Source organism: Micromonospora sp. WMMA1947 (genome assembly GCF_027497355.1).
Taxonomy (GTDB): domain Bacteria; phylum Actinomycetota; class Actinomycetes; order Mycobacteriales; family Micromonosporaceae; genus Micromonospora.
Genome location: NZ_CP114909.1, coordinates 1,650,655 through 1,674,895, shown reverse-complemented (window position 1 = coordinate 1,674,895; position 24,241 = coordinate 1,650,655). Strand labels below are relative to the sequence as shown.

Sequence of the window (24,241 nt, the reverse complement as noted above, 5' to 3'; positions counted from 1 at the left end):
CGGTTCAGCCGCCGGCCGGGCCGCCGTGCCCGGTCGCGGCCCGCCGGGCACGCCAGCGGTCGCCGAGCGACTCCAGTTCCTCCTGTACGAAGAGGAAGAAGTCGCGCATCTCGGCCACCCGTTCACCGGCCGGGGTGCTGCGGCCGTGCAGCGCGTCGACCCCGCCGGCGGCGATGTCGATGAAGTTCTTGTAGAGCGTGGTCTTGGTGATCGTCGCCTCGTACCAGGGGTTGTCCGGCATCCGGTAGCGGTCGCGCCGGGAGCCCTTGACCGGCTCGCGGACCAGCATGGCGAACTGGGTCAGGTAGCGCACCGCGCCGCTGACCGCCGCCGCGCTGACGCCGAGCCGCTCGGCGATCTCGCCGGCGGTGAGCGGGTCGTCGGCGCTCATCACCGTGAACAGGACCCGGGCGGCCATCCGGGGGAAGCCCACGTCGGCGAAGGCCATCGCCATCCGCTCGATGAAGAGGTGGACCTCCTCCTCGTCGTGACGGGACGGCACGTTCATGGTCGGCTCCTCGACACTCACGCCGTGACCTTACAGTCTTCACAACTTTGTGAAACGAGCGTAACTTCTGAAGTATGGAAACGGCAATCGATGTGTCCGGCCTGGTGAAGACCTTCGGCCGCACCCGGGCCCTCGACGGGCTCGACCTGACCGTCCGCACCGGGGAGGTGCACGGCTTCCTGGGCCCGAACGGCTCCGGCAAGTCGACCACCATCCGGGTGCTGCTCGGCCTGCTGCGGGCGGACGCGGGGGCCGCCCGACTGCTGGGCGGCGACCCCTGGCGGGACGCGGTGGCGCTGCACCGCCGCCTCGCGTACGTGCCCGGCGACGTCACGCTCTGGCCCGGCCTCAGCGGCGGCGAGGTGATCGACCTGCTCGGCCGGCTGCGCGGCGGGCTCGACCCGAAACGCCGCGCCGAGCTGCTGGAGTCGTTCGAGCTGGACCCGCGCAAGAAGGGCCGCACCTACTCCAAGGGCAACCGGCAGAAGGTCGGCCTGGTCGCCGCGCTGGCCTCCGACGTCGACCTGCTCATCCTCGACGAGCCGACCTCCGGGCTCGACCCGTTGATGGAGGAGGTCTTCCAGCACTGGGTCCGCCGGGCCGTCCAGGACGGGCGCACGGTGCTGCTGTCCAGCCACATCCTGGCCGAGGTGGAGGCGCTCTGCGACCGGGTGACGATCATCCGGGCCGGCCGGACGGTGGAGTCCGGCACGCTCGGCGACCTGCGCCACCTGCACCGCACCGCGATCGACGCCGAGGTCACCGCGCCACTCGACGGCCTGGCCGACCTGCCCGGCGTGCACGACCTGCGGGTGGACGGGCAGCGGGTCCGGTTCGACGTCGACACCGCGTCGCTCGACGCCGCGCTGCGCCGGCTCACCGAACTCGGCGTCCGCAGCCTGGTCAGCACGCCGCCGACGCTCGAGGAGCTGTTCCTGCGGCACTACGAGACGGCGTCCTCCTCCGACGCGACGCCCTCCTCCGACGCGACGCCCTCCTCCGGCGTGGCGCGCCCCGAGACGGCGGACCGGTCATGAGCACGCTCACCGGCACGCGTCACCTGGTCCGGCTGATCCTGCGCCGGGACCGCCTCCTGCTGCCGCTGTGGGTGCTGATCCTCGCGGTGCTGCCGACGACGTACGCGGCCAGCTACTTCGAGCTGTTCCCGACCGCCGCCGATCGGGCCGCGTACCTGGAGGGCACCGCCCGCAACCCGTCCATCGTCGCGCTGCTCGGCCCGGCGTACGGCGACAGCATCGGCGGGCTGACCGCCCAGCGCAGCGGCTTCCTGCTGCTCATCGTCGCGCTGGCGAGCCTGCTCACGGTCATCCGGCACACCCGCACCGAGGAAGAAGCAGGGCGGCGGGAACTGCTCGGCGGCAGCGTTCTCGGGCGGCACGCCGGGCTGACCGCCGCGCTGCTCGTCACGTACGCCGCAGACCTGGTGCTCGGGCTGCTCACCGCCGCCGGGCTGATCTCGACCGGGCTGCCGGTCGGTGGCTCGCTCGCGTACGGGCTGGTCACCGTGCTGACCGGCGTGGTCTTCGCCACGCTCGGCGGGCTGGCCGCCCAGCTCACCGAGACCGCGGGTGGGGCGCGGGGCATCGGCCTCGCCGGTCTCGGCGCCGCGTTCGGGCTGCGCCTGGCCGGGGACACCGCCGGCAACGACTGGCCGAGCTGGCTGTCCCCGCTGGGCTGGGCCGCGCGCGTCCGGCCGTACGAGGGGGAGCGGTGGTGGGTGCTGCTGCTGCCGCTGGCCGCGACGGTGCTGCTCGCCGTGCTCGCGTACCCGATCTCGGTCCGCCGCGACCTGGGCGCGGGCGTGCTGCCGCCCCGGCTCGGCCCGGCCGGCGCGGGCGGCGCGTTGTCCGGTCCGTTCGGGCTGGCCTGGCGGCTGCACCGGGGGCAGATCCTCTGGTGGTCGGTCGGGTTCGGCCTGCTCGGGCTGATCCTCGGGGGCGCCGCCGAGGCGGCCGGCCGGTCGGTCGAGGGGAGCCCGCGGATGGAGGAGATCGTGGCCCGGCTCGGCGGGGCGTCCGGCATGGCCGACGCGTACCTGGGGGTCACGTTGAGCCTGGCCGGGCTCGCCGCCGCCGGGTACGGCATCCAGGCGGCGCTGCGGATGCGCGCGGAGGAGTCCGCCGGGCACGCGGAGCCGGTGCTCGCCACCGGTACGCGGCGCTCGACCTGGCTGCTCTCCCACGTGACGTTCGCGCTGCTCGGCCCGGTGGTGGTGCTCGCGGTGACCGGGTTGGCGACCGGCCTCACGTACGGCGTGAGCACCGGCGACGTGCCCCGCCAGCTGGGCCGGATGCTCGCCGCCGGGCTGGCTCAGGTGCCGGCGGCATGGGTGCTGGCCGGGCTCGCCGTGCTGCTCTACGGCCTGCTGCCCCGGCTCGCGTCGGCCGCGTGGGTGGTGCTGGCGGTCTGCGTGCTGCTCGGGCAGCTCGGCGCCGTGCTGGAGCTGGACCAGTGGCTGCTGGACGTGTCCCCGTTCACGCACACCCCCCAGGTGCTGCGTGATTCCTGGACCGCCACCCCGCTCTACGTCCTCACGGCCCTGGCGGTGACCCTGGCCACAGCGGGCCTGCTGACGTTCCGCCGCCGCGACATCCCCGTCCTCTGAACGCGTTGATCTTGCACTTGTGGCCCCGGCGAAAGGGGTGAATCACCCTCGCCGAGGGCCGCAAGTGCAAGATCGCGGGGGAGGGCCGGGGCGGAGCTACGGGGTGGCCTCGTTGCGGATCATCAGGGCGCTGCGGAGGCCGGTGATGTCCAGGACGCGGATCAGGAAGTCACCGACGTTGGTGAGCATCAGCAGGCACTGGGTGTGACTGGCCTTGCGGCTGAGCACCACCAGCGTGCCGAGGCCCTGCGAGTCACAGAACGTGACCCCGGCCAGGTCGAGCACGATGCGCGGGGGCGGATCCGCCAGCACCTCGTTGACCACCGTCGAGAGCTGGGCGGCCGTGAGCATGTCGATCTCACCGGCCAGGCGAAGCACGGCTTCGTCACCCGTCCGGTGTACGGTGATGGACAGTTCGGCACGATCCACCCGGTCAGCCTATCGCGATCTCGACCAGCGGGCCTGTCGAGCGGATCGCCGTCGGCCCGTCGCGCCGCTCAGGCGGGTGAGCCTGGTAACCCCCGCCGCGGGGTGCCTGCCAGGCAGCACTCCGGCGCTGACACAATGGCCTCATCGTGACCGAGACGCATTCCGCCGGATCCGGCCGCTACCCGGCCGACGCCCCGGCCTCCGAGGCCCTGTTCGACCGCGCCAAGGCCGTCGTGCCCGGCGGGGTCAACTCTCCCGTGCGCGCGTTCCGTGCCGTCGGCGGCACGCCGCGCTTCATGGTCCGGGGGGAGGGTCCGTGGCTCTTCGACGCCGACGGTCGTCGCTACGTCGACCTGGTCTGCTCCTGGGGCCCGCTGATCCTCGGCCACGCGCACCCGGCGGTGGTGGAGGCGCTGCGCGAGGCGGCGGCGCTCGGCACCAGCTTCGGCACGCCGACGCCGGGTGAGGTCGACCTGGCCGAGGAGATCATCGCGCGGACGCCGGTGGAGCAGGTGCGCCTGGTCAACTCCGGCACCGAGGCGACCATGTCGGCGATCCGGCTGGCCCGCGGCTTCACCGGCCGCGCCAAGATCATCAAGTTCTCCGGCTGCTACCACGGCCACTCGGACGCGCTGCTCGCCGCCGCCGGTTCCGGCGTGGCCACCTTCGGCCTCCCCGACTCGCCCGGCGTGACCGGCGCGGCAGCGGGCGACACCATCGTGCTGCCGTACAACGACCTGCGCGCGGTCGAGGAGGCGTTCGCCGCCGAGGGGCAGCACATCGCGGCGATCATCACCGAGGCAGCCGCTGGCAACATGGGTGTGATCGCGCCCCGCGACGGCTTCAACGCCGAGCTGGCCCGGATCGCCCACGCCAACGGCGCGCTGCTCATCGTCGACGAGGTGATGACCGGGTTCCGGGTGTCCCGCGCCGGATGGCACGGCCTCGACCCGTCGGACGCGGATCTGTGGACGTACGGGAAGGTCATGGGTGGTGGCCTGCCCGCGGCGGCGTTCGGCGGGCGCGCGGAGATCATGGCGAGACTCGCCCCGGCCGGCCCGGTCTACCAGGCCGGCACGCTCTCCGGTAACCCGCTGGCCTGCGCGGCCGGGCTGGCCACGCTGCGGCTGGCCGACGACGCGCTCTACCGGCGGCTCGACGAGACCGCCGCCGCGCTCGGCAAGCTCACCACCGAGGCGCTGTCCGCGGCGGGAGTGCCGCACCGGCTCTCCACCGCGGGCAACATGTTCTCGGTCTTCTTCACCGACGCGGACGTGCACGACTACGACAGCGCCCGCACCCAGGTGGTGCCGGCGTTCAAGGCGTTCTTCCACGCGATGCTCGCCGCCGGCGTCTACCTGCCGCCGAGCGCGTTCGAGTCGTGGTTCGTCTCGACCGCGATCGACGACGCGGCGTGGGAGCAGATCGCCGCCGCCCTGCCGGTGGCGGCGCGGGCGGCGGCAGCGGCGGGAAGCGGGGGATAACTCATGGCGGAGACAGTGGTGCACGTGCTGCGGCACGGTGAGGTGCACAACCCGGACGGCATCCTCTACGGCCGCCTGCCCGGGTTCCGCCTCTCCGAGCTGGGCGTGCAGATGGCCAAGGCGGCGGCACAGGCGCTCGCCGACCGGACCGTCGTGCACGTGGTGGCCAGCCCGCTGGAGCGCGCCCAGCAGACCGCCGAGCCGATCGCGGCGCAGTTCGGCCTCTCCATCGGCGTCGACGAGCGCCTGATCGAGAGCGCGAACTGGTTCGAGGGCAAGAAGGTCTCGCCCGGTGACGGCTCGTTCCGCGACCCGCGCAACTGGTGGGTGCTGCGCGACCCGGTGACCCCGTCCTGGGGCGAGGCGTACCGGGTCATCGCCGAGCGCATGTTCGCCGCGCTGCACGCCGCCCGCGTCGCCGCCGAGGGGCGCGAGGCGGTGCTCGTGTCGCACCAGCTCCCGATCTGGACGCTGCGCCGGCACGTCGAGCGCAAGCGGCTCTGGCACGACCCGCGCCGCCGCCAGTGCGGCCTGGCCAGCCTCACCTCGTTCCACTTCGACGGCGCCAAGATCGTCGGTATCGGGTACTCCGAGCCGGCGGCCCACCTCGTCTCGATCTCGCCGACCGCCCGGACGGCCAAGGGGGCCTGATGCTCACCCGGAGGCTCGCCGCCGCCCTGCTCGCCGCCGTCGCCGCCGGTACGGCGCTGGTCGGCTGCTCCTCCGACAGCCAGGAGAGCCGGTGCGCCGCCGACGGCTCCACCGTCACCTGCGCCCCGGACCAGCGCTCCAAGACGCCGAAGGTGAGCGGTGACCTGCTCACCGGCGGCAGCTACGACATCTCCCGGGACCGCGGCCAGGTCGTCGTGGTCAACTTCTGGGGCTCCTGGTGCGCGCCCTGCCGCGCCGAGGCCGACGACCTGGAGGCCACCTACCAGGCCACCAAGGGCTCCGGCGTGACGTTCCTCGGCATCAACGTGCAGGACAGCAAGGACAAGGCGATCGCCTTCGAGGAGGGCCGGGTCACGTACCCGAGCATCTTCGACCCGGCCAGCCGGCAGGCGCTGAACTTCGACATCCCGCCGAACACCACCCCGGCCACCCTTGTGCTCGACCGCGAGGGCCGGATCGCCGTGGTGATCCGGCGGGCCGTCACCCAGGCCGAGCTGCGGCCGATCGTCGAGGACATCGCCGCCGAGTCGCCACCGCCGAACGGCGCCCGCTGATGGGCGAGACGTTCCGGCAGCTCGCCGAGTCCGGCCCGCTGCTGCTCGCGGTCGGTGCGGCCGCACTGGCCGGACTGGTCAGCTTCCTGTCCCCGTGTGTGCTCCCGCTGATGCCCGGTTACCTGTCGTACGTGACGGGCTTGGCCGGCTCCGACCTGGAGGGCGGTGCAAGGAAGGGCCCCTTGTTAACGCCTCCGGTAGAGGAAGGGCCCCTTCTTAACACCGGCACCGGCGGCGTGAGCGTCGCCGAGCGGGCGGCGCCGGAGCGCACCACCGCCGCCGTCAAGGGCCGCGTGCTCGCCGGCACGCTGCTGTTCATCGCCGGCTTCACAGTCGTGTTCGTCGCCACCGCGATCCTCTTCTCCGGCGTCGGCAAGCTCTTCTTCCGGTACGAGCGCACGCTGGAGATCGTCATCGGTGCGCTGGTGGTGGTGCTCGGCCTCGGCTACCTCGGTGTGATCCCCGGCATGCAGCGCGAGTTCCGCATCCGCTGGCTGCCCGCCGCCGGCCTGCTCGGCGCGCCGGTGCTCGGCGCGGTCTTCGCGCTCAGCTGGCTGCCCTGCACCGGCCCGACGCTCGGCGCGGTGCTCGGCATGGCGGCCACCGAGGGCGGCACCGATCGCGCGGTGCTGCTCGCCGTGGCGTACTGCCTCGGGCTGGGGATACCGTTCGTCGTCTTCGGGCTGGGCTTCCAGCGCCTGCTCGGGGTGTTCCGCGCCGTCCGGCGCAACAGCCGCTGGGTCACCCGGATCGGCGGCGCGCTGCTGATCGCGATCGGCCTCGCGCTGATCACCGGCGGCTGGGTGAACGTGGTGATCTGGCTGCAGACGAACGTGGGCGTGGGCGAGGTGAGCATCTGATGACGACCGTGGACGACCGGCCGTCGACCCCACCCGCGCAGGCGCCCCGGCGGCGGGTCAACCCGGTGCTGGCCCTGCTGCGCAACTCGTGGCGGCAGCTCACCAGCATGCGTACGGCGCTGATCCTGCTGTTCCTGCTCGCAATCGCGGCCATCCCCGGCTCGGTGCTGCCCCAGCGCGGCGTCAACCCGGAACGCGTCAACCAGTGGTTCCTCGACCACCCCGACCTCGCGCCCCGGCTGGACCAGATCGGCGCGTTCGAGGTCTTCGGCTCGGTCTGGTTCTCCGCGATCTACCTGCTGCTGTTCACCTCGCTGATCGGCTGCATCCTGCCCCGCGCCCGGGACCACGTCCGCGCGCTGCGGATGAGGCCGCCGGCCGCGCCGAGGCGGTTCGACCGGCTGCCGCAGCACGCGGTGCTGGAGGCCCCGGCCGCCGCCGATCCCGAGGCGATCGCGGCGGTGCTGCGCCGTCGCCGGTGGCGGGTCACCGTGCGCGGCAACGAGGTCTCCGCCGAGAAGGGCTACCTCAAGGAGACCGGCAACCTGCTCTTCCACGTGTCGCTGGTCGCCGTCCTGCTCGGGGTCGCGCTCGGTTCCTGGTACGGATGGCACGGCAACCGCATCCTGGTCGCCGGCGAGGACAACGCGTTCTGCAACACCCGCCAGCAGTACGCCGAGGCGTCGCTCGGCCCGCGCGTGGACAGCTCCGACCTGCCTCCGTTCTGCCTGACGCTGGAGAAGTTCGAGGCCGACTACCTGCTGTCCGGGCAGGCGTCCCGCTACTGGGCCACCGTCACCGTGGACGAGCCGGGTGGCGCGGAGCGGACCGCCGGATTCTCGGTCAACTCGCCGCTGCGGCTCGGCTCGGCGAACGTCTACCTGCTCGGCAACGGCTACGCGCCGCTGCTGAAGTACACCGACAAGTACGGCCGCAGCCAGACCAGCGAGGCGCCGTTCCTGCGTACCGGCGACTCGAACGCGACCGAGGAGGGCGTGGCGATCTTCCCGGATGCCAACGTCGACCCGAAGACCGGCGCGCGCGCCCCGGACCAGCAGATCGCCTTCGACGGGCTCTACCTGCCCACCGCGCCGGAGAGCGCGCCGTACGTGGCGTCGCAGTACCCGGCCGAGCGCAACCCGATGGTGAACCTGACCGCGTACCGGGGCAATCTCGGGCTGGACGCGGGCATCCCCGGCTCGGTCTACGCGCTGGACCGGAGCCAGATCGACGACGGCAAGCTCAAGGAGATCGGCACCAAGCTGCTGCGGCCGGGGGAGAAGTGGACCCTGGACGACGGCAGCACGCTGGAGTTCGTCGGCACCAAGCCGTACGTCACGCTCGCGGTCCGGCACGCGCCTGGGCAGACGTTGCTGCTGGTGGCGAGCGGCACGCTGCTGCTCGGCCTGATGGGCTCGCTGTTCGCCCGGCGGCGCCGGGTGTGGTTCCGGGTTTCGCCCCCCGAGGGCGGATCTCCGACGGGCGGTAGTAGTTTGGTGGAGGCCGGTGGGCTGCCGCGCACCGAGCACCCAGGGTTCGCCGACGAGTTCGCGCAGCTCGTCGCCGCGGTGAGCGGTGACGCGCCGGACGCGCGGCGGGCGCGAGAAGGAGACGAGTGATGTCCGCACTCTCCGACCAGTTGGTCGCGTTCGCGATCCTGGCGTACCTGATCGCGATGATCAGCCACGCCGTGGAGTTCGCGCTGGGCAACGCGCGGAGGGTGCCCGCGGCCGCGCCGGCGCGTGAGCTGGTGGGCGCGGGCGTCGGCGGCGCCGGTGGCACCGTCGACGAGCCGGCCGTCGCGGCTACGCCGCCGAGGCCGGACCGCACCGGCGCCCGGGCAGTGCTGGCCGGCCGGATCGCCGCCTGGCTCACCGTGCTGGCCGCCGCCGTGCACTTGGGCGCCGTGGTCACCCGGGGCCTCGCCGCCGACCGGATGCCCTGGGGCAACATGTACGAGTTCGTGCTGACCGGCACCTGGATCGGCATGGCGGCCTGGCTCGTGGTGCTCTGGAAGCAGCCGTGGCTGCGCCGGCTCGGGCTGTTCCTGACGCTGGTCATGGTGCTGCTGCTGGCGTTCGCCGAGCTGAAGCTCTACGTGCCGATCGAGCCGCTGATGCCGGCGCTGCAGTCGTGGTGGTTCATCATCCACGTCTCGACGATCATCTTCGCCTCGGGCATCTTCCTGCTGGGCGTGGTGCCCGCCGCCGCGTACCTGATGCGGGCCGGCTGGGAGCAGGGGCGGCGCAGCTTCCCGTACACCCTGGCCCGCCGCCTCCCGGAGGCGGCCGGGCTGGAGCGGCTGACCTTCATGCTGCACGCCTTCTCGTTCCCGATCTTCACCTTCGCGGTGATCGCGGGGGCGATCTGGGCCGAGGCGGCCTGGGGTCGCGCCTGGGGCTGGGACCCGAAGGAGACCTGGGCGTTCATCTCCTGGGTGGTGTACGCGGGTTACCTGCACGCCCGGGCCACGCCGAGCGTGAAGCGCAACGTGGCCACCTGGATCGCCATCGTGGGCTTCCTGACCGTGATGATGAACCTGTTCGGGGTCAACTTCTTCTTCACCGGTCTGCACTCGTACGCCGGGGTGGAGTGACCGGGCGCGCGCTCAGCACCTCGTCCACCCGGCGCGTGATCTGGTAGGCCACCTCCGGCAGGTCGGCCAGTTCGAGGCGGTCCGCCCGCAGCGCGAACTGGGCGTGCAGCTCGCGGGCCACCGCGTCGCGGATCTCTGACTGGAGCGGGCTGAGGCCGTCCGGGTCACCCACCACGTATGCGTCGTCCATCCGTCGATGATGAACCGCCGCCGGCGTGGCTGTCAGTGACGAATTCATCCGCCGAACCAGCCGGGGACGTCGAGGCGGAACACGTCGGCGGGGACCACCTGGCGCAGGTCGTCCTCGATGGCGGCGACGCGGTCCGCGCCGAGCGTGGACGCCCAGCGGTCGCGTAGCTCGTCGAAGACCACCGCCGACCGGTGCAGTCCGTCGCGGCCCTTCGCGGTCATCCGGACCAGCTTGCGGCGGGCGTCGGCGGGGTCGTCCACGCGTTCCAGGTAGCCGAGCGCGACCAGCCGGTCCACCGTCTTGCCGGCGGCCTGCTTCGAGACGCCGAGCCGTTGCCCGAGGTCGGAGGCGGTGGTGCCGTCCGGGCCGACGGCCTGCAGGACGAACCCGTGGGCCGGGCGCAGGTCGGGGTGCCCCTGGCGGGCCAGTTCGGCGTGCAGGTCGTCGACGAGCGTACGGAAACCGGCGAGCAGGAGCAGCGGCAGCGCGAAGCCGGGGCGGTCAGGCGTTGCCATGTTCGACAACCACGTTTACTATTTTGTCAACCACGTTGACTACCTTACGAGAGGGGCGCAGTAATGTCTCGCTTCACCGCGTACGAGCCGGACACCGCACCCGCCGCCGCCCGCCCGGTCATGGCCGGAGTACGCCGCACGCTGGGCCACCTGCCCGCCGCCGTGAGCCTGATGGCCGGCTCGCCCGAACTGCTCAAGGGCTTCCTCGCCGCCAACGCCGCGTTCGAGGCCACCGACCTGGATCCGGTCGCCCGGGAGGCGGTCGTGCTCACCGTCGCCACCCGCAACGGCTGCCACCTCTGCGTGGCCATGCACACCGCGACGTCGGTCCGGCACGGAGCCGCGCCGGAGCTGATCGAGGCGCTGCGGACCGGTGCTGCGCTGCCCGATCCCCGGCTGGAGGCGCTGCGCCGGTTCACCGTCGCCGTCCTCGACCACCGGGGCGCGGTCCCCGACGCCGACCTGGACGCGCTGCTGGCCGCCGGATGGCAGCGCCGGCACGCGCTGGACGTGGTGCTCGGCGTCGGCACGTACACGATCTCCACGTTCGCCAACCGGCTCACCGAGGCCCCGCTCGACGAGCCCCTGGCCGCGTACGCCTGGATGCCCGCCGCCTGAGCTGCGGGTGTTAAGAAGGGGCCCCTCCTCTACCGGAGGCGTTAAGAGGGGGCCCGTCCTTACCTCCGCAGGAGGGTACGGGAGGATGGCGGTATGGCGGCTCGCTTCCCGTACACCGATCTGAAGGACTTCCTCGCGGCGCTGGAGCGTGCGGGCGAGCTGCGGCGGGTGAGCGCGCCGGTCGACCCCACGCTGGAGATCAGCGAGATCGTCACCCGCACCGTACGGGCCGGCGGGCCCGCGCTGCTGTTCGAGCGCCCCACCCGGGGTGAGATGCCGGTGGCGATCAACCTGTTCGGCACCGAGAAGCGGATGGCGATGGCGCTCGGGGTGGAGAACCTCGACGAGATCGGCGAGCGGATCGGCGACATGCTCAAGCCGGAACTGCCGCAGGGCTTCTCCGGGATGATGGGCGGCCTGGGCAAGGTCATGCAGCTCAAGTCGATGCCGCCGAAGAAGGTGAAGACCGCCCCCTGCCAGCAGGTGGTCTACCGGGGCGACGACGTCGACCTGAACCGGCTGCCCGGGTTGCAGGTGTGGCCCGGTGACGGCGGGATCTTCCACAACTTCGGGCTGACCCACACCAAGCACCCGGAGACCGGCAAGCGCAACCTCGGGCTCTACCGGCTCCAGCAGCACAGCCACAACACCATCGGCATGCACTGGCAGATCCACAAGAACTCGACCGCGCACCACGCGGTCGCCGAGCGGCTCGGCCAGCGGCTGCCGGTGGCGATCGCGATCGGCGCGGACCCGGTGGTGGCGTACTCGGCCAGCGCACCGCTGCCCGCCGACATCGACGAGTACCTGTTCGCCGGGTTCCTCGCCGGTGAGCGGGTCGAGATGGTCGACTGCCTGACCGTCCCGCTGCAGGTGCCGGCGCACGCGCAGATCGTGCTGGAGGGCTACATCGAGCCGGGCGAGCGACTGCCCGAGGGGCCCTTCGGCGACCACACCGGCTTCTACACGCCGGTCGAGCCGTTCCCGGTCATGCACATCGAGTGCATGACCATGCAGCGCGACCCGGTCTACCACTCGATCGTCACGTCCCAGCCGCCGCAGGAGGACCACGGACTCGGCAAGGCCACCGAGCGGATCTTCGCGCCGCTGCTGCGTTTCCTGATCCCGGACATCGTCGACTACGACCTGCCCGCCGCCGGTGTCTTCCACAACTGCGCGATCGTGTCGATCCGCAAGCGCTACCCGAAGCACGCGCAGAAGGTCATGAACGCGATCTGGGGCGCGCACATGATGTCGCTGACCAAGCTGATCGTGATCGTCGACGAGGACTGCGACGTGCACGACTACAACGAGGTAGCGTTCCGCGCCTTCGGCAACGTCGACTACGCCCGCGACCTGCTGCTCACCGAGGGCCCGGTGGACCACCTCGACCACGCCTCGTACCAGCAGTTCTGGGGTGGCAAGGCGGGCATCGACGCGACCCGCAAGCTGCCCGAGGAGGGCTACACCCGGGGCTGGCCGGAGGAGATGCGTATGTCGCTCGAGGTGGTCTCGCTCGTCGACAAGCGCTGGAAGGAATACGGAATCTGATGACGGCGGTGCAGGAACGTCCCGGCCGGGTCTCGTCCTTCCTCAAGCTCGTCGCCATCGAGCACTCGGTCTTCGCGCTGCCGTTCGCGTACCTGTCGGCGCTGACCGCGATGCAGCTCAACGGCGGCCGGGTGCGCTGGCTGGACCTGCTGCTGATCACCGTGGCGATGGTCGGCGCGCGGACGTTCGCCATGGCCGCGAACCGGATCCTGGACCGGCGGATCGACGCGCGGAACCCGCGTACCGCGAACCGGGAACTGGTCACCGGCGCGGTGAGCGTGCGGACGGCCTGGACCGGCGCGGCGGTCGCGCTCGTGGTGTTCCTGGCCGCCGCCGCCCTGCTCAACCCGCTCTGCCTGGTGCTCGCGCCGCTCGCCGTGGTGCCGCTGGTGGTCTACCCGTACGGCAAGCGGTTCACCAACTGGCCGCACGCCATCCTCGCGGTGGCCCAGGCGGTCGGCCCGGTCGGCGCCTGGCTGGCGGTCACCGGCACGCTCGACGGCTCCGGCCCGGCCTGGCTGCTCGGTGCCGCCGTCGGCCTGTGGATCGGCGGCTTCGACCTGATCTACGCCTGCCAGGACTCGGAGATCGACCGGGAGATCGGGGTGCACAGCGTCCCCGCCCGGTACGGCCGGCGCTTCGCGCTGCACGCCTCCACCGTCGCGCACGTGGTGACGTTCGCGCTGTTCATCTGGTTCGGCGCCTGGGTCGGCTTCGGCTGGCTGTGGTGGATCGGGCTGGCGCTCACCGCCGTCGCCTTCGCCTATCAGCACATGGTGGTCAGCCCCACCGACCTGAGCAAGGTCAACCGGGCGTTCTTCACCGCGAACGGCTTCGTCGGCATCGCGTTGTTCGTCCTCGCACTGCTCGACCTGGTGGTCCGGCTCGGCCTGCGGCCCTGAGCAGGGACGCCGGGGCGCCGGTGACGGTCAGGACGCCGGGCCGCACCCCGGTCAGGACGCCGCGGCGACCGGGTAGCGGGCGCTCTCCAGCGTCCAGTCGACGGTGCCGCGCACGGCGGCGGCCAGCCCGTCGAGGTGGATGGCGACGGCGTCGTCGAGTGTGGGCCCGAACGACGGCGCCGCCGCCCGGAGCGCCGCGAACCGGTCCATCTCGGCACGCCAGTGCGCGGCCACCAGGTCGACCGCCGCCGGCACCGGCACGCCCCGCTCGGCGGCCGTCGCGAGCACCAGGTTGTGCCCGCCGCCGGTGGCCCGGTCGCGCTCCAGCGAGGCGATGTCGTTGAACCAGGAGAGCAGGTCGTTGGCGAGGCCGGCGAGCCGCCGCAGCGCCGGATGGTGGTAGACCGCGTCGGGCAGCGGACGCCCGGACGCGAACTCGATCAGCGGGTACGACACGTAGGCCGCCGACGTGGCCCGGCGCAGCCGCACGTACTCGGCGACGCCCGGTGGACGGCCGGACCCGGTGGCGGTGGCCTCCCGGTGGACGCCGTCGAGGTGGTCGGCGACCGCGTCGGCGAAGCGCAGCCGCCAGCGGGCCGGCATCCGGCGGCGCGGCTCCCGCCACGCCTGCACGAGGAGGCGGCGCAGCGGGCCGGAGAAGCCCGGGTGGCGGGCGCGCGGGCCCTCGCGCAGCAGGGCGAGCGCGCCGTCGCGCAACGCGCGGATCTGCGGCGGCGTCAGCCCGTCCCGCCCGTCGCAGGCGTCGTCGACGAGGAAGAACCAGGTGAACAGCGCGGTCAGCACCCGCAGGTCGGGCTCGGTGGCGTCCGGGTAGAGGCGGCCCGCGTACCGGGCGAAACCGGCCGCCGCCAGCCGTCGCCGGGTGGCCGGGTCAGCCGGCAGGCCGAGCCGGTCGATGTGTTCCACCAGCCAGCCCTGCACGTCGTCGGCGTACGGGGAGAGGCGGGGCGGAATGGGGCAGCCGGAGCGGAGCGCCCGCAGCACCGCCGCCGTCATCACCGGCCCCTCCGTGAAAGTGGGATCGCCGATCGAAGAATTTCATGCCGCGGGACGTTCCGTGAACCGTCTGGACATCCCGGGCGGGCCGACCGAACGGGGGTCGTCGCCCGCCGCCCGCGCCGACCAGGCACGCTGGAGGGCATGCGCGAACCATGGGTGGTGGGTGTCTCCGGCGCGTCCGGGACGCCGTACGCGGCGGCTGTCGTCCGGGGCCTGCTCGACGCCGGCCAGGCGGTGGACCTGATCGTCTCCCGGGCGGCCCGGCTCACCGTGCTGGACGAGACCGGCCGGCCGTTCCGGGACGCGCACTGGGCCGAGGACCTGGCCGCCTGGCTCGACCGCGACCTCACCGGCGCGGACATCCGGCACTGGCCGGCCGGTGACCTGGCCGCCGGCCCGAGCAGCGGCTCCTACCCGGTACGCGGCATGGCGGTGGTGCCGGCGAGCACCGCCGCGTGCGCGGGCATCGCCATCGGGCTGTCGAAGGACCTGCTCCAGCGCGCCGCCGAGGTGAACCTCAAGGAGCGCCGGCCGGTCGTCGTGGTGCCCCGGGAGACGCCGGTGACCCGCAGTCACCTGGAACATCTCATCGCGCTGCACGACGCCGGTGCGGTGGTGCTGCCGGCCAGTCCGGGCTTCTACGGCGCCGGCGCGTCGGCGTCCGCCGGGCAGCTCGTGGACTTCGTGGCCGGAAAGGTGCTCGACGCGCTGGGCGTCGAGCACACGCTGTTCCGGCGATGGTCCGGTGAGCTGGCGGCCGGTCGCCGGGAGGCGGATCCGGCCTGACGGACCCGTGGCCGACGTGCGGGGGCGCGGCCCTCGACCGGACCGCGCCCCGCACGTTCAGTACATGCCGGCGTTCGCCGGTCCGGGGCCGGTGGAAGCGGTCGGGCCCATGTTGCGGGCCTTGCCCATGTCCTCCGCCTCGTCCAGCATGCCCTCCCCCTCGAGCAGGGCCCGCACCTCGGATTCCCGAAACCGGCGGTGCCCTCCTGGAGTCCGGATACTGCCGATCCGGCCGGCCGCTGCCCATCTGGTCACGGTCTTCGGGTCAACCCGAAACAGCGCAGCGACCTCACCCGGTGTCAGCAGGCGATCTCCAGTGTCCACAGCCCCCTCCTCGCGTCGACGAAGCCCCCGGCTGAACACACTGCCCCCGGCCGGTGCGAGCCCAGAGCCGTCATGAGGGACGTATGGCAATTACAGCACCGGCTACCGGACGTGTCCGCCAAACGCGAAAAACGCACACACTGGGAAGGATAGGAAATGGTACCGGCGGAGAACCCCCGTGATCGTACGTTTGTGAAGGGCCGGTCCACGGGTACCGACCGTATTCCGTGGTCGCCGAACGGATAGGGTCACTCTCCGTGGACACGATCGACCTGAGCCTCGTGGAGCTGTTGCGGGGCAACGCCCGTCTGTCGTACGCCGAGCTGGCCCGTCAGGTCGGCCTCTCCGCCCCGGCCGTGCACGAGCGGGTCGGCAAGCTGGAGTCCAGCGGCGTGATCCGGGCGTACCGGGCCGAGGTCGAGCCGGAGTCGATCGGGCTCGGGGTCACCGCACTCATCGGCATCATCGAGGACTCCGACGCGGACACCGACGACGTGCTGGAGTCGTTCCGCCGCATCCCCGAGATCGAGTCCTGCTACTTCATGGCCGGCGTCGAGTCCTTCCTGCTCAAGGCGCGGGTCGGCACGATCGCCGAGCTGGAGCAGTTGATCGTCCGGCTGAACCGGACGGCGGGCGTGGCGTCCACCCGTACCAGCATCGCCCTGTCGACCAAGTGGGAGAACCGCCCGCAGCCGCTGGAACCGCCCACCGCCTGACGCCTCTGGCCCCGCGGCGGCATTGCGGTTACCGTGCGCCGATGACGACCTCGGGACGCGGCGCCGCAGTGGTCACCGGAGCGGCCGGCGGGCTGGGCCGGGCCATCGCCGCCGCGCTGCACGCCGACGGCTGGAACGTGCTGCTCACCGACGTCGACGCCGGGGCCGCGTCGGCCGCCGCCGCGCCGCTGGGTGGCTGGTCCCGCCCGCTCGACGTACGCGACGAAGCCGCCTGCGCGGACGTCGCCGCCGAGGCGGCGGCCGCACCCGGCGGCCTCGGGCTCTGGGTGAACAACGCGGGCATCCTGGCCACCGGCCCGGCCTGGGCGCACGACGCCCGGACCCGCCGCACGGTGGTCGAGGTGAACGCGCTCGGCGCGATGAACGGCACGCTCGCCGCCGTCGCGGTGATGCGCGAGCAGGGCCGCGGCCACGTGCTCAACGTCGTCTCGCTGGCCGGGCTGATCGCCGCGCCCGGCGAGACGGTGTACGCGGCCAGCAAGCACGCCCTGCTCGCGTTCAGCCTCGGCACCCTGAGTGACCTGCGGATGGCCGGCGTTCGGGGCGTACACGTGTCGTGCCTGTGCCCGGACGGGATCTGGACGCCGATGCTGCACGACAAGCTGGACGACCCGGGCGCGCTGGCGTCCTTCACCGGCGCGCTGCTCACGCCGGAGCTGGTGGCCGCGCGGGCCGTCCGGCTGGCCCGGCGGCCCCGGCCGGTGGTCAGCCTGCCGCGCTGGCGCGGCGCCCAGGTACGGCTCCTGGACGCATTCCCCCGGCTCGCCCTGGCCCTCACGCCGGTGATCCGGGCCACCGGGCGGGCCGGTCAGCGGCGGCAGGCCCGCCGGGTCCGGGGAAACCCGAGCTGACCTCGCTTGTAACGTTGCCGACGTGACTCACTTCGACAGGTGCGACGAGGCCAGCCGGCGCTGGGTGACCGAGGCGATCGCCACTGTCGAGGCCGACGCCAACCGTTCCGCCGACACCCACCTGCTGCCGTTCCCGCTGCCCCGCGAGTGGGGGATCGACCTCTACCTCAAGGACGAGTCGGTGCACCCCACCGGCTCGCTGAAGCACCGGCTCGCCCGGTCGCTGTTCCTCTACGGCCTCTGCAACGGCTGGATCGGCCCGGACACCACGATCGTCGAGGCGTCGTCCGGCTCGACGGCGGTCTCCGAGGCGTACTTCGCCCGGATGCTCGGGCTGCCGTTCATCGCGGTCATGCCCGCCTCCACGTCGCCGGAAAAGATCGCCCAGATCGAGTTCCAGGGCGGGCGCTGCCACCTGGTGGACGACCCGTCCAAGGTCGTGGTGGAGGCGCGCTGGCTCGCCGAGGACAGCGGCGGCCGGTTCATGGACCAGTTCACCTACGCCGAGCGGGCCACCGACTGGCGGGGCAACAACAACATCGCCGAGTCGATCTACGCCCAGCTCGCGCTGGAACGGCACCCGGTGCCCGCCTGGATCGTGGTCGGCGCCGGCACCGGCGGCACCAGCGCCACCATCGGCCGCTACGCCCGGTATCGCCGGCTGCCCACCAAGCTCTGCGTGGTGGACCCGGAGAACTCCGCGTTCTACCCCGCCTGGCAGGCCGGTGACTGGTCGGTACGCACCGACCGCGGCTCCCGGATCGAGGGCATCGGGCGGCCCACCGTCGAGGCGTCCTTCCTGCCCAGCGTGGTGGACCGGATGGTGCAGGTGCCGGACGCCGCGTCGCTGGCCGCGATGCGGGCCGGCTCGGCGGTGCTCGGCCGCCGCGTGGGCGGCTCCACCGGCACCAACCTGTGGGGCGCGTTCGGGCTGATCGCGCAGATGCGCGCGGCCGGGCGTACCGGCTCGGTGGTCACGCTGATCTGCGACCCGGGCGACCGGTACGCCGACACCTACTACTCGGACGAGTGGGTGGCCGCGCAGGGCCTCGACCTCGCCCCGCACCTCGCCACCATCGACCGCTTCCTGACCGACGGCACCTGGCCGGCGGCCTGAACCGGGCGGTCAGCGCGGATCGACCCGCTCAGCCAGCCCCGGGTAACGCACCACGAAGCCGTCCGGGTCGACCTCCAGGTCAGCGGTGAACGTGCCGCTCGCGTACCGGACCCGGCCCGGACCCAGCGAGGTGTAGACCTGCTCGGCGGGCACCACGGCCAGGCCGGGCAGCAGCACCCAGGCCACGTTCACGGCCGTCGCCAGGTCGGCGGGCAGCCGCCCCAGCCCGATCCGGCGGATCGGCAGCGTGTTGGTCAGCGGCGAGCCGCCCAGGTCCACGTCGAGCGCCTCGGCCAGCCGGCCCGGGTCGTCGGTACCAGGCAGGCCCGCCGGTGGGTGGCCCGCCGCGCTCAGCGCCGCGTCCAGGTCGCCCTCCTCACCGGTACGCACGCGCCACCCGTCCCGGCCCCGCTCCAGGCGTACGCTCCGCGACCAGCCCGCGCCCTCGGACTCGACCTCAAGCCGGTTCGTCGACCAGTCAGGCCCGACCTCCAGCCGGTACCGGCACGTGTACGGGATCGGATCCACGGCGAGCGCCGCACCCTGCGCGGTCAGCCCCGGACCGTCGCCGAGCACGACGTGCTCGGAGCCGGCGGTGTCGGTCCGGGCCCAGAAGAGCGACTTCGGCATGGTCCGGACGTTACGCGACCCGGCCGTCGACGGCAGCGGATGCGCGAACGCCGCCGCCGCCCGGATGGCCACTGACTACCCCTGCTCGTCGCCCTCCGTGGGGCGCGGCGGCCGGTTGTGGCGGGCCCACTCGTCGACCTCATCAGCGTCCCAGACGTTCATGCCGATCAGTCGGGCGAGCGGCTCGGGGAACCCGGGGCGGCGGGTGATCTGGAGGACCCGCTGACGCGAAACGCCGAACAGGGCGGCCAGCTCGCCGGGCCCGTACAGGCGTGGCGGCCGGGGCTCTCGCTTGAGGGTGGCCACAGAGGCCTCGTCGGGCTACTCGTCGTCGTCCGCCAGCCGGGGCGGCCGGTGCTCCCGGATGTACCGCTCCACGTCCCGCTTCAGCCAGACCGCGCCGACGGACAGCTCTTGATACGGCGCGGGGAATGCGGGATGCCGCCGGATCTCGCGGAATCTCGATCTGCCCACGCCGAGCATCTTCAAGATCTCACCGGCCGCGACGAGTTCACCCGGTCCCGTCTCCTTGGTCACGACTTCGAAGGTAGGAGCGGGCTTGCCCGCCTACGACGACGCGAACAAATAATCGCACCTACGTGGACCCGTCAATGTTGACAGGGGGGCAAGTGAGCGATCTGATGGATCAGGCCCCCCGCCCGGTGGCGATTCGCGGCGGACGGGGGTGCCACCTTGACGCTTGAACCCGTTGCAGGAGGCCCGAGTGACCCAGCGCCACGCTCCGCTGAAACCCCTTTGGGTCTGTACGGCAGACCTGCTCAACTGGCCGTGCGAGAACGCCAAGGTCGAGTTGGTCGCTGACTACGAGCACGACCGGCGTCACCTCGCCGTCGATCTGGCCGCCCTGATGCGGCAGGCAACCCATGACCTGACCCGGCTTTACTCCGAGCCGCCGGATCCCGCCGAGATGCACATCCGGTTCCTGGGCTGGCTGCGGTCGGTGCGCAATGTCTGACCCGATCGGCACCGGCCTGCTGCTGGCCGCCGTCATCGCCCAGGCGTTCGGCTGCTGGGTCGCCTGGTCGTGGGGCCGATCCGCTCGCCGCAGCCTGCGGCAGACCATCGACAAGACCATCCCGACGCCGCCGCCCGACTGGCAGCCTCGTCATCGCCTGTCGCTGTGGAATGAGCCGACCCGGCGGTATCCCGTCCTCACACCGCGCAGCTAGACCGGGAGCCGACATCACCCCAGACGCACCGCCGCCGCCGAGCGGATGCTCGGCGGCGGCGGTGGGTGCGCTCAGATCAGTGGGTACGTGCCGGCGGGCGCCCGCCGAAGCCACGCCTGTCGTCCCGGCCTCGCCCCTCGGCCCGGAAACCGCCGCTCCGGCGCTCGGCCGGTCGTGCGTCGCCCCGGTCACCGAAACGCCGCTCGGCCTGCGGGCGGTCGTCCTGGCGCCGGTCACCGAAGCCGCGCGAGCCGCCCGGCCGGTCGTCGTACCGCCGCTCGTCGCGGTCGTACCCGCGTCCGGCCGCCGGCCGCTGCCGGTCGCCGTACGGCCGGTCGGCCCGGTCGCCGAAGCGCCGGTCGTCGCCGCGCTGGCCGCCGAAGCGCTGGCCGCGGTCGTCGGACCGCTGCTCGCCGAAGCGCCGGTCGTCGGGCCGCCGGTCGCCGTAGCTCCGGTCACCGTAGCTCCGGTCACCGTAGCTCCGGTCGTCGCGACGCTCGGGCCGGTCGAAGCGGCGCTCGCCGCCGGACCGCTCGCCCGAGTAGCGCTCGCCGGCCGGCCGGTCGCCGAATCGGCGGTCACCGCCGCGGTCCGCGAACCGGTCCCCGGACCGCTCGCCCGCAGGCCGGTCGCCGAAGCGGCGCTCGCCCGTGGGCCGGTCACCGAAGCGGCGCTCGCCACGACCGTCACGGTCGCCGAACCGGCGCTCGCCACGGTCGGAGAAGTCGCGTCCGCCCCGGTCGGAGAAGCCGCGCCCGCCACGGTCGAAGCCCCGGCCGTCGCGGTCGCCGAAGCGGCGCGAGCCGCCACCACGTCGCGGCTCCGGCTCGTCCCGCACCGGTACGCCGCTGGGCTCACGCGCGCCGGTCAGCTCGGCCAGCGCCTCGTCGCCCGCCCGGACCCGGGTCTCGGCCGGCTCGACGCCCGCCTTCTCCATCATGGCCAGCGTGGTGCGGCGCTGCTTGGGCAGCACGAGTGTCGCCACCGCGCCCGACTCGCCGGCGCGGGCCGTACGGCCGGCCCGGTGCAGGTAGTCCTTCGGGTCCTTCGGCGGGTCCACGTGCAGCACCAGCGAGACGCCGTCGACGTGGATGCCGCGGGCCGCCACGTCGGTCGCGACCAGCACGGGCGTGCGGCCCTCGCGGAACTCGGCGAGCGTCTTGGTACGCATGCGCTGCGTCTTGCCGCCGTGCAGCCCACCGGCGCGTACGCCGACGGCCGCGAGCTGCTCGACGAGCCGGTCCACGCCGAGCTGCGTACGGGCGAACAGCATGGTGCGGCCCTCACGGGCGGCGATGGACGCGGCGACAGCGAACTTATCGTGCGGCGGGATCAGCAGCATGTGGTGATCCATGGTGGACACGGCGGCGGTGGCCGGTGCGGTCGAGTGGGTGACCGGGTCGGTCATGAACCGCTTGACGAGCGTGTCGACGTCGTTGTCCAGAGTGGCCGAGAACAGCAGCCGCTGCGCGTCCGCCGGGGTCTTCGACAGCAGCTGGGTGACCTCGGGCAGGAAGCCCATGTCGGCCATCTGGTCGGCCTCGTCCAGCACGGTGATCTCGACGTCGTCGAGGCGGCACACGCCGCGCTCGATCAGGTCGCCCAGCCGCCCGGGGGTGGCCACGACGATCTCCACGCCGCGCCGCAGCGCGTCGATCTGCCTGTCGTACGGCACGCCGCCGACGGCGGTCTTCAGGAACACGCCCGCCGCCTTGCCGAGCGGCACGAGCGCGTCGTTGACCTGCATGGCCAGTTCCCGGGTGGGGACCAGGACCAGGGCGCGCGGGTGCAGCGGCCGGGCCCGGTTGCGGTCGGCGAGCCGGGCGATCACCGGCAGGCCGAAGGCGAGCGTCTTGCCCGAGCCGGTCTGGCCCCGGCCGAGCACGTCGCGGCCCGCGAGCGAGTCGGGCAGGGTGGCCCGCTGGATTTCGAACGGGGTGGTGATGCCCTGCCGGGCGAGCGCCTCGACGAGCTGCCGGGGCAGGCCGAGCGAGGCGAAGTCGACGGTCTCGGGCGTCGGGTCGACGGACGGGGACATGCTGGATTCAGCGAAGGTGGTCAAGAAATACCTCTCGAGCGGGGCGCATCTTCGCGATGGCCCGCCGCGGCCTGTCACGCCGCCGAATCGCCCGCAAGATCGCCCATGGGCGCGCGCATCGGGCGCGCCAGGTCAGTGATCAGAGACAAGTGTACGGCGCAAAGCCCGCTCCGCCACGGCGACGCGAGATCGTAGTGGGCGGGCTCACCCCGTCACTCGGTCGGCATCGCCCCGGTCAGCCCGCTCAACGCATCGTTGGCCAGGAAGACCACGAGCAGACTGATCGCGATCAACATGGTCAGCGCGACGGCCAGCACGATGATCACCTTGGTGTTGCCACCCCGGGCCGCCGGGCTCTCCTCGGACCAGCCCTGGGCCAGGATGTGCCCGGTCAGCGATCCGGAGTTCTCCAGCGGGTTGCCCTGCGGGAACGACACGGTGGCGAAACCGGGCCCGTCGGTTCCGCCGTACGCGGCGGTGGCGAGATCCGGGCCGGCGGGCTGCGGACGTACCGGACGGGTCGTGTCGGCGTCGCGGGCGGGCGTGGCCGACGGCGGCCAGGTCGGCAGCGCCGGGGCCGGCACCACCGGCGGAGGCGGGTCCGACACGGGCGCGGCAGCCCACGACGGCGGCGTGGCGCCGACCGGCGGTGCGACGAGCGGGGCCGGCGGCGGTGCGACGAGCGGGGCCGGCGGCGGTGGCGCGGCCGGCGGGCTCGGGACGGCGGCCCGCGCGGGCGGGAACGCCGGGGCGGCCGACGGGGCCGGGAACAGCGGCGCGGGCAGCGGGTCCGCCCCGCCGGTCATCGCCGGTGGCGGCGGGAACGGCGGCGCGGGCATCGGGCCCGGCGGGGGCGGCGGCGGGGGTACGGGCGGACCCGGCGGCGGGACGGGTGGGCCGGGGATCGGCGGCACCGGTCCGGGCGTCGGCGTCGGCGGCGCGGGCAGCGGTGGCGTGGGCCGCAGCGGAGGCTCCGGTTCGGGTACCGGCGGCGCGGGCGACGGCGGCGTCGGACCGGGCACCGGCGTGGGTGCCGGCTCGGGCTCCGGGCCGTTCGGCGCCGGAGGCTGCGCCGGCTCCGGCGGCTGGACCGGCTCCGGCGGTTCCGGGTTCACCGGCCCGGCCCGGTAGACGGTGGCGGCGGCGGGCGGAGCGGCCACCACGGAGGCGGCGACCTCCTCGGCCGAGACGCGGCTCAGGCCGGGCACCGACGCGCTGGCCCGGGCGGATGCCGCTCCGGTACCGCCGGTGAGCGCGGCGGGGCGGTCGGTGGTGGAGACCGGTGCCGCTTCCGGCGGGGAGTCGGCAGGCTCGCGCGGAAGCGAATCGGCGGTCCCGGCCGGGGAGTCGTCGTCCGGCTCCGAGGCCGTCCCGTCGGCCGCGTCCGCCTGCCGGGCCGGTGCGGTGTCGCGGTCCGGGGCGGTGACGGCCGGTGCGGCGGCGTCCACGACCGCCGCGTCCGGGGCGGCGGGCGGAGCGGATGCGGGCACGCGTGCGGAACCGGAGACGCGGGGTGCCGGGATGGCCGCCGGAGCGCTGCCGGGCGTACCCGGGAAGGCGTCGCCGTCCGGCTTCACCTCGGCGGCGGGCGTGGCTGCCGTGCCGGCCGAGGCGGGCGGCGCGGTGGCGGGCTGGGGCGGCGCCTGGCGTTCGGCCACCGCGAAGGCGGACCAACTGGACGGTGGCACGGTGGCGCCGGGGAGGCGCCGATCCAGCGGCGGTGGGGTGTCCGCCGGGGTGGCCGCCCGGTACGTCGTGGGGCCGGCCTGCGGAAGCGGCTGCTCGTCACCGGAGGGCGGCGGCACGGCCGCGCCGGCGACCGACACGCGTGCCCGCGCCACGGCTACCGCCGGGGCCGAACCGCGGTCGTCGTCGCCGGCCGGGTCGGCGGGGTCGGGCGTCGGTCCCGGGTGGACCTTCTCCGCCGGAACGTCCTGCTCGCCCATCTCGCCCCTCCGCACCCACGCTCGCCTCCGGCCGTGGCGTCGACCGGAAGTGCCTGGATCTCACCGTGCCATATTCCGGCCCGGGAGCACAGCCGGA

28 protein-coding genes are annotated in these 24,241 nt (G+C 73.4%); 17 read left to right on the top strand and 11 right to left on the bottom strand.

Annotation, left to right across the window (positions count from 1 at the left end; translation table 11 throughout):
* Positions 1–4: 4 nt before the first annotated feature.
* On the bottom strand, positions 5–529 hold the full coding sequence (locus O7604_RS08035) for a MarR family transcriptional regulator (RefSeq protein WP_269702921.1): 525 nt from the start codon (positions 527–529) through the stop codon (positions 5–7).
* A gap of 53 nt (positions 530–582) precedes the next feature.
* Between O7604_RS08035 and O7604_RS08030 the strand changes: the two genes are divergently transcribed.
* Together O7604_RS08030 and O7604_RS08025 are read left to right on the top strand one after the other, a co-directional pair.
* Positions 583–1,545 carry an ABC transporter ATP-binding protein gene (locus O7604_RS08030; protein ID WP_269702919.1) on the top strand — a complete coding sequence of 321 codons (963 nt, stop codon included), beginning with the start codon at positions 583–585 and terminating at the stop codon, positions 1,543–1,545.
* On the top strand, positions 1,542–3,134 hold the full coding sequence (locus O7604_RS08025) for an ABC transporter permease (RefSeq protein ID WP_281579286.1): 1,593 nt from the start codon (positions 1,542–1,544) through the stop codon (positions 3,132–3,134). The genes O7604_RS08030 and O7604_RS08025 overlap by 4 nt, the downstream gene beginning before the upstream one ends.
* A 96-nt stretch (positions 3,135–3,230) precedes the next feature.
* Here O7604_RS08025 and O7604_RS08020 read toward each other — a convergent pair whose 3' ends face one another.
* Entirely contained in the window at positions 3,231–3,563 is a 333-nt protein-coding gene (locus O7604_RS08020; RefSeq protein ID WP_013283540.1) for an STAS domain-containing protein, read from the bottom strand.
* A gap of 146 nt (positions 3,564–3,709) precedes the next feature.
* On the opposite strand from O7604_RS08020, the gene hemL reads away from it, so the two are divergent.
* From hemL to ccsB, 6 genes are read left to right on the top strand one after another with little or no spacing between them, the layout of a single operon-like run.
* Positions 3,710–5,047 (top strand): glutamate-1-semialdehyde 2,1-aminomutase, encoded by a 1,338-nt coding sequence (gene hemL, locus O7604_RS08015; RefSeq protein ID WP_269702915.1) that lies wholly within the window; start codon positions 3,710–3,712, stop codon positions 5,045–5,047.
* Between the two features lie 3 nt (positions 5,048–5,050).
* The gene (locus tag O7604_RS08010; protein WP_281579285.1) at positions 5,051–5,698 is read left to right on the top strand and encodes a histidine phosphatase family protein; all 648 of its coding nucleotides are present in this window, start codon (positions 5,051–5,053) and stop codon (positions 5,696–5,698) included.
* Positions 5,698–6,273 carry a TlpA disulfide reductase family protein gene (locus O7604_RS08005; protein WP_281579284.1) on the top strand — a complete coding sequence of 192 codons (576 nt, stop codon included), beginning with the start codon at positions 5,698–5,700 and terminating at the stop codon, positions 6,271–6,273. The genes O7604_RS08010 and O7604_RS08005 overlap by 1 nt, the downstream gene beginning before the upstream one ends.
* On the top strand, positions 6,273–7,133 hold the full coding sequence (locus tag O7604_RS08000) for a cytochrome c biogenesis protein CcdA (RefSeq protein ID WP_281579283.1): 861 nt from the start codon (positions 6,273–6,275) through the stop codon (positions 7,131–7,133). The genes O7604_RS08005 and O7604_RS08000 overlap by 1 nt, the downstream gene beginning before the upstream one ends.
* On the top strand, positions 7,133–8,752 hold the full coding sequence (locus O7604_RS07995; RefSeq protein ID WP_281579282.1) for a cytochrome c biogenesis protein ResB: 1,620 nt from the start codon (positions 7,133–7,135) through the stop codon (positions 8,750–8,752). The genes O7604_RS08000 and O7604_RS07995 overlap by 1 nt, the downstream gene beginning before the upstream one ends.
* Positions 8,752–9,729 carry a c-type cytochrome biogenesis protein CcsB gene (ccsB, locus tag O7604_RS07990; protein WP_269702907.1) on the top strand — a complete coding sequence of 326 codons (978 nt, stop codon included), beginning with the start codon at positions 8,752–8,754 and terminating at the stop codon, positions 9,727–9,729. The genes O7604_RS07995 and ccsB overlap by 1 nt, the downstream gene beginning before the upstream one ends.
* Here ccsB and O7604_RS07985 read toward each other — a convergent pair.
* Both O7604_RS07985 and O7604_RS07980 read right to left on the bottom strand, forming a co-directional pair.
* Complete coding sequence (locus O7604_RS07985; RefSeq protein WP_269702905.1) at positions 9,695–9,919, bottom strand: hypothetical protein; 225 nt, start codon at positions 9,917–9,919, stop codon at positions 9,695–9,697. The genes ccsB and O7604_RS07985 overlap by 35 nt on opposite strands.
* 44 nt (positions 9,920–9,963) lie before the next feature.
* Complete coding sequence (locus tag O7604_RS07980) at positions 9,964–10,434, bottom strand: MarR family winged helix-turn-helix transcriptional regulator (protein WP_269702904.1); 471 nt, start codon at positions 10,432–10,434, stop codon at positions 9,964–9,966.
* 63 nt (positions 10,435–10,497) lie between these two features.
* Between O7604_RS07980 and O7604_RS07975 the strand changes: the two genes are divergently transcribed.
* The 3 genes from O7604_RS07975 (at position 10,498) to mqnP (ending at position 13,505) form a co-directional block, all read left to right on the top strand.
* Positions 10,498–11,052 (top strand): carboxymuconolactone decarboxylase family protein, encoded by a 555-nt coding sequence (locus O7604_RS07975; RefSeq protein WP_281579281.1) that lies wholly within the window; start codon positions 10,498–10,500, stop codon positions 11,050–11,052.
* A gap of 93 nt (positions 11,053–11,145) precedes the next feature.
* Complete coding sequence (locus O7604_RS07970) at positions 11,146–12,603, top strand: menaquinone biosynthesis decarboxylase (RefSeq protein ID WP_281579280.1); 1,458 nt, start codon at positions 11,146–11,148, stop codon at positions 12,601–12,603.
* Positions 12,603–13,505, top strand: a complete 903-nt coding sequence (mqnP, locus tag O7604_RS07965; RefSeq protein ID WP_269702899.1) for a menaquinone biosynthesis prenyltransferase MqnP — start codon at positions 12,603–12,605, stop codon at positions 13,503–13,505. The genes O7604_RS07970 and mqnP overlap by 1 nt, the downstream gene beginning before the upstream one ends.
* 51 nt (positions 13,506–13,556) lie before the next feature.
* Here mqnP and O7604_RS07960 read toward each other — a convergent pair whose 3' ends face one another.
* Positions 13,557–14,522, bottom strand: coding sequence for a terpene synthase (locus O7604_RS07960; RefSeq protein ID WP_281579279.1), 966 nt, complete (start codon positions 14,520–14,522; stop codon positions 13,557–13,559).
* Between the two features lie 144 nt (positions 14,523–14,666).
* Here O7604_RS07960 and O7604_RS07955 point away from each other — a divergent pair, with 144 nt between their 5' ends.
* The gene (locus tag O7604_RS07955) at positions 14,667–15,311 is read left to right on the top strand and encodes a UbiX family flavin prenyltransferase (protein WP_281579278.1); all 645 of its coding nucleotides are present in this window, start codon (positions 14,667–14,669) and stop codon (positions 15,309–15,311) included.
* Between the two features lie 57 nt (positions 15,312–15,368).
* Here the strand turns inward: O7604_RS07955 and O7604_RS07950 are convergent, their stop codons facing one another.
* Positions 15,369–15,635, bottom strand: a complete 267-nt coding sequence (locus O7604_RS07950) for a BldC family transcriptional regulator (protein ID WP_013473529.1) — start codon at positions 15,633–15,635, stop codon at positions 15,369–15,371.
* A gap of 257 nt (positions 15,636–15,892) precedes the next feature.
* On the opposite strand from O7604_RS07950, the gene O7604_RS07945 reads away from it, so the two are divergent.
* From O7604_RS07945 to O7604_RS07935, 3 genes are read left to right on the top strand one after another with little or no spacing between them, the layout of a single operon-like run.
* Positions 15,893–16,351 carry an Lrp/AsnC family transcriptional regulator gene (locus tag O7604_RS07945; protein WP_018787850.1) on the top strand — a complete coding sequence of 153 codons (459 nt, stop codon included), beginning with the start codon at positions 15,893–15,895 and terminating at the stop codon, positions 16,349–16,351.
* Positions 16,352–16,392: 41 nt separating this feature from the next.
* Complete coding sequence (locus tag O7604_RS07940; RefSeq protein WP_281579277.1) at positions 16,393–17,223, top strand: SDR family oxidoreductase; 831 nt, start codon at positions 16,393–16,395, stop codon at positions 17,221–17,223.
* A 22-nt stretch (positions 17,224–17,245) separates the two neighbouring features.
* Positions 17,246–18,340: a PLP-dependent cysteine synthase family protein gene (locus tag O7604_RS07935; protein WP_269702896.1), complete on the top strand. Its 1,095-nt coding sequence runs from the start codon at positions 17,246–17,248 to the stop codon at positions 18,338–18,340.
* 9 nt (positions 18,341–18,349) lie between these two features.
* Here the strand turns inward: O7604_RS07935 and O7604_RS07930 are convergent, their stop codons facing one another.
* The 3 genes from O7604_RS07930 to O7604_RS07920 all read right to left on the bottom strand — a co-directional run bounded on the left by O7604_RS07930 (position 18,350) and on the right by O7604_RS07920 (position 19,507).
* On the bottom strand, positions 18,350–18,970 hold the full coding sequence (locus tag O7604_RS07930) for a putative glycolipid-binding domain-containing protein (protein WP_269702895.1): 621 nt from the start codon (positions 18,968–18,970) through the stop codon (positions 18,350–18,352).
* 75 nt (positions 18,971–19,045) lie between these two features.
* Complete coding sequence (locus tag O7604_RS07925; protein ID WP_281579276.1) at positions 19,046–19,276, bottom strand: DNA-binding protein; 231 nt, start codon at positions 19,274–19,276, stop codon at positions 19,046–19,048.
* Between the two features lie 15 nt (positions 19,277–19,291).
* Complete coding sequence (locus tag O7604_RS07920) at positions 19,292–19,507, bottom strand: hypothetical protein (RefSeq protein WP_281579275.1); 216 nt, start codon at positions 19,505–19,507, stop codon at positions 19,292–19,294.
* A gap of 187 nt (positions 19,508–19,694) precedes the next feature.
* Here O7604_RS07920 and O7604_RS07915 point away from each other — a divergent pair, with 187 nt between their 5' ends.
* Complete coding sequence (locus tag O7604_RS07915; protein ID WP_269702893.1) at positions 19,695–19,946, top strand: flavin reductase; 252 nt, start codon at positions 19,695–19,697, stop codon at positions 19,944–19,946.
* Positions 19,939–20,160, top strand: a complete 222-nt coding sequence (locus O7604_RS07910; protein ID WP_269702891.1) for a hypothetical protein — start codon at positions 19,939–19,941, stop codon at positions 20,158–20,160. Before O7604_RS07915 ends, O7604_RS07910 begins: the two co-directional genes overlap by 8 nt.
* Before the next feature lie 76 nt (positions 20,161–20,236).
* Here O7604_RS07910 and O7604_RS07905 read toward each other — a convergent pair whose 3' ends face one another.
* A complete protein-coding gene (locus tag O7604_RS07905; RefSeq protein WP_281579274.1) occupies positions 20,237–22,198 on the bottom strand; it encodes a DEAD/DEAH box helicase in 1,962 nt (653 codons plus the stop codon).
* Positions 22,199–22,410: 212 nt separating this feature from the next.
* The gene (locus O7604_RS07900) at positions 22,411–24,144 is read right to left on the bottom strand and encodes a hypothetical protein (protein ID WP_281579273.1); all 1,734 of its coding nucleotides are present in this window, start codon (positions 24,142–24,144) and stop codon (positions 22,411–22,413) included.
* Between the last annotated feature and the right edge of the window lie 97 nt (positions 24,145–24,241).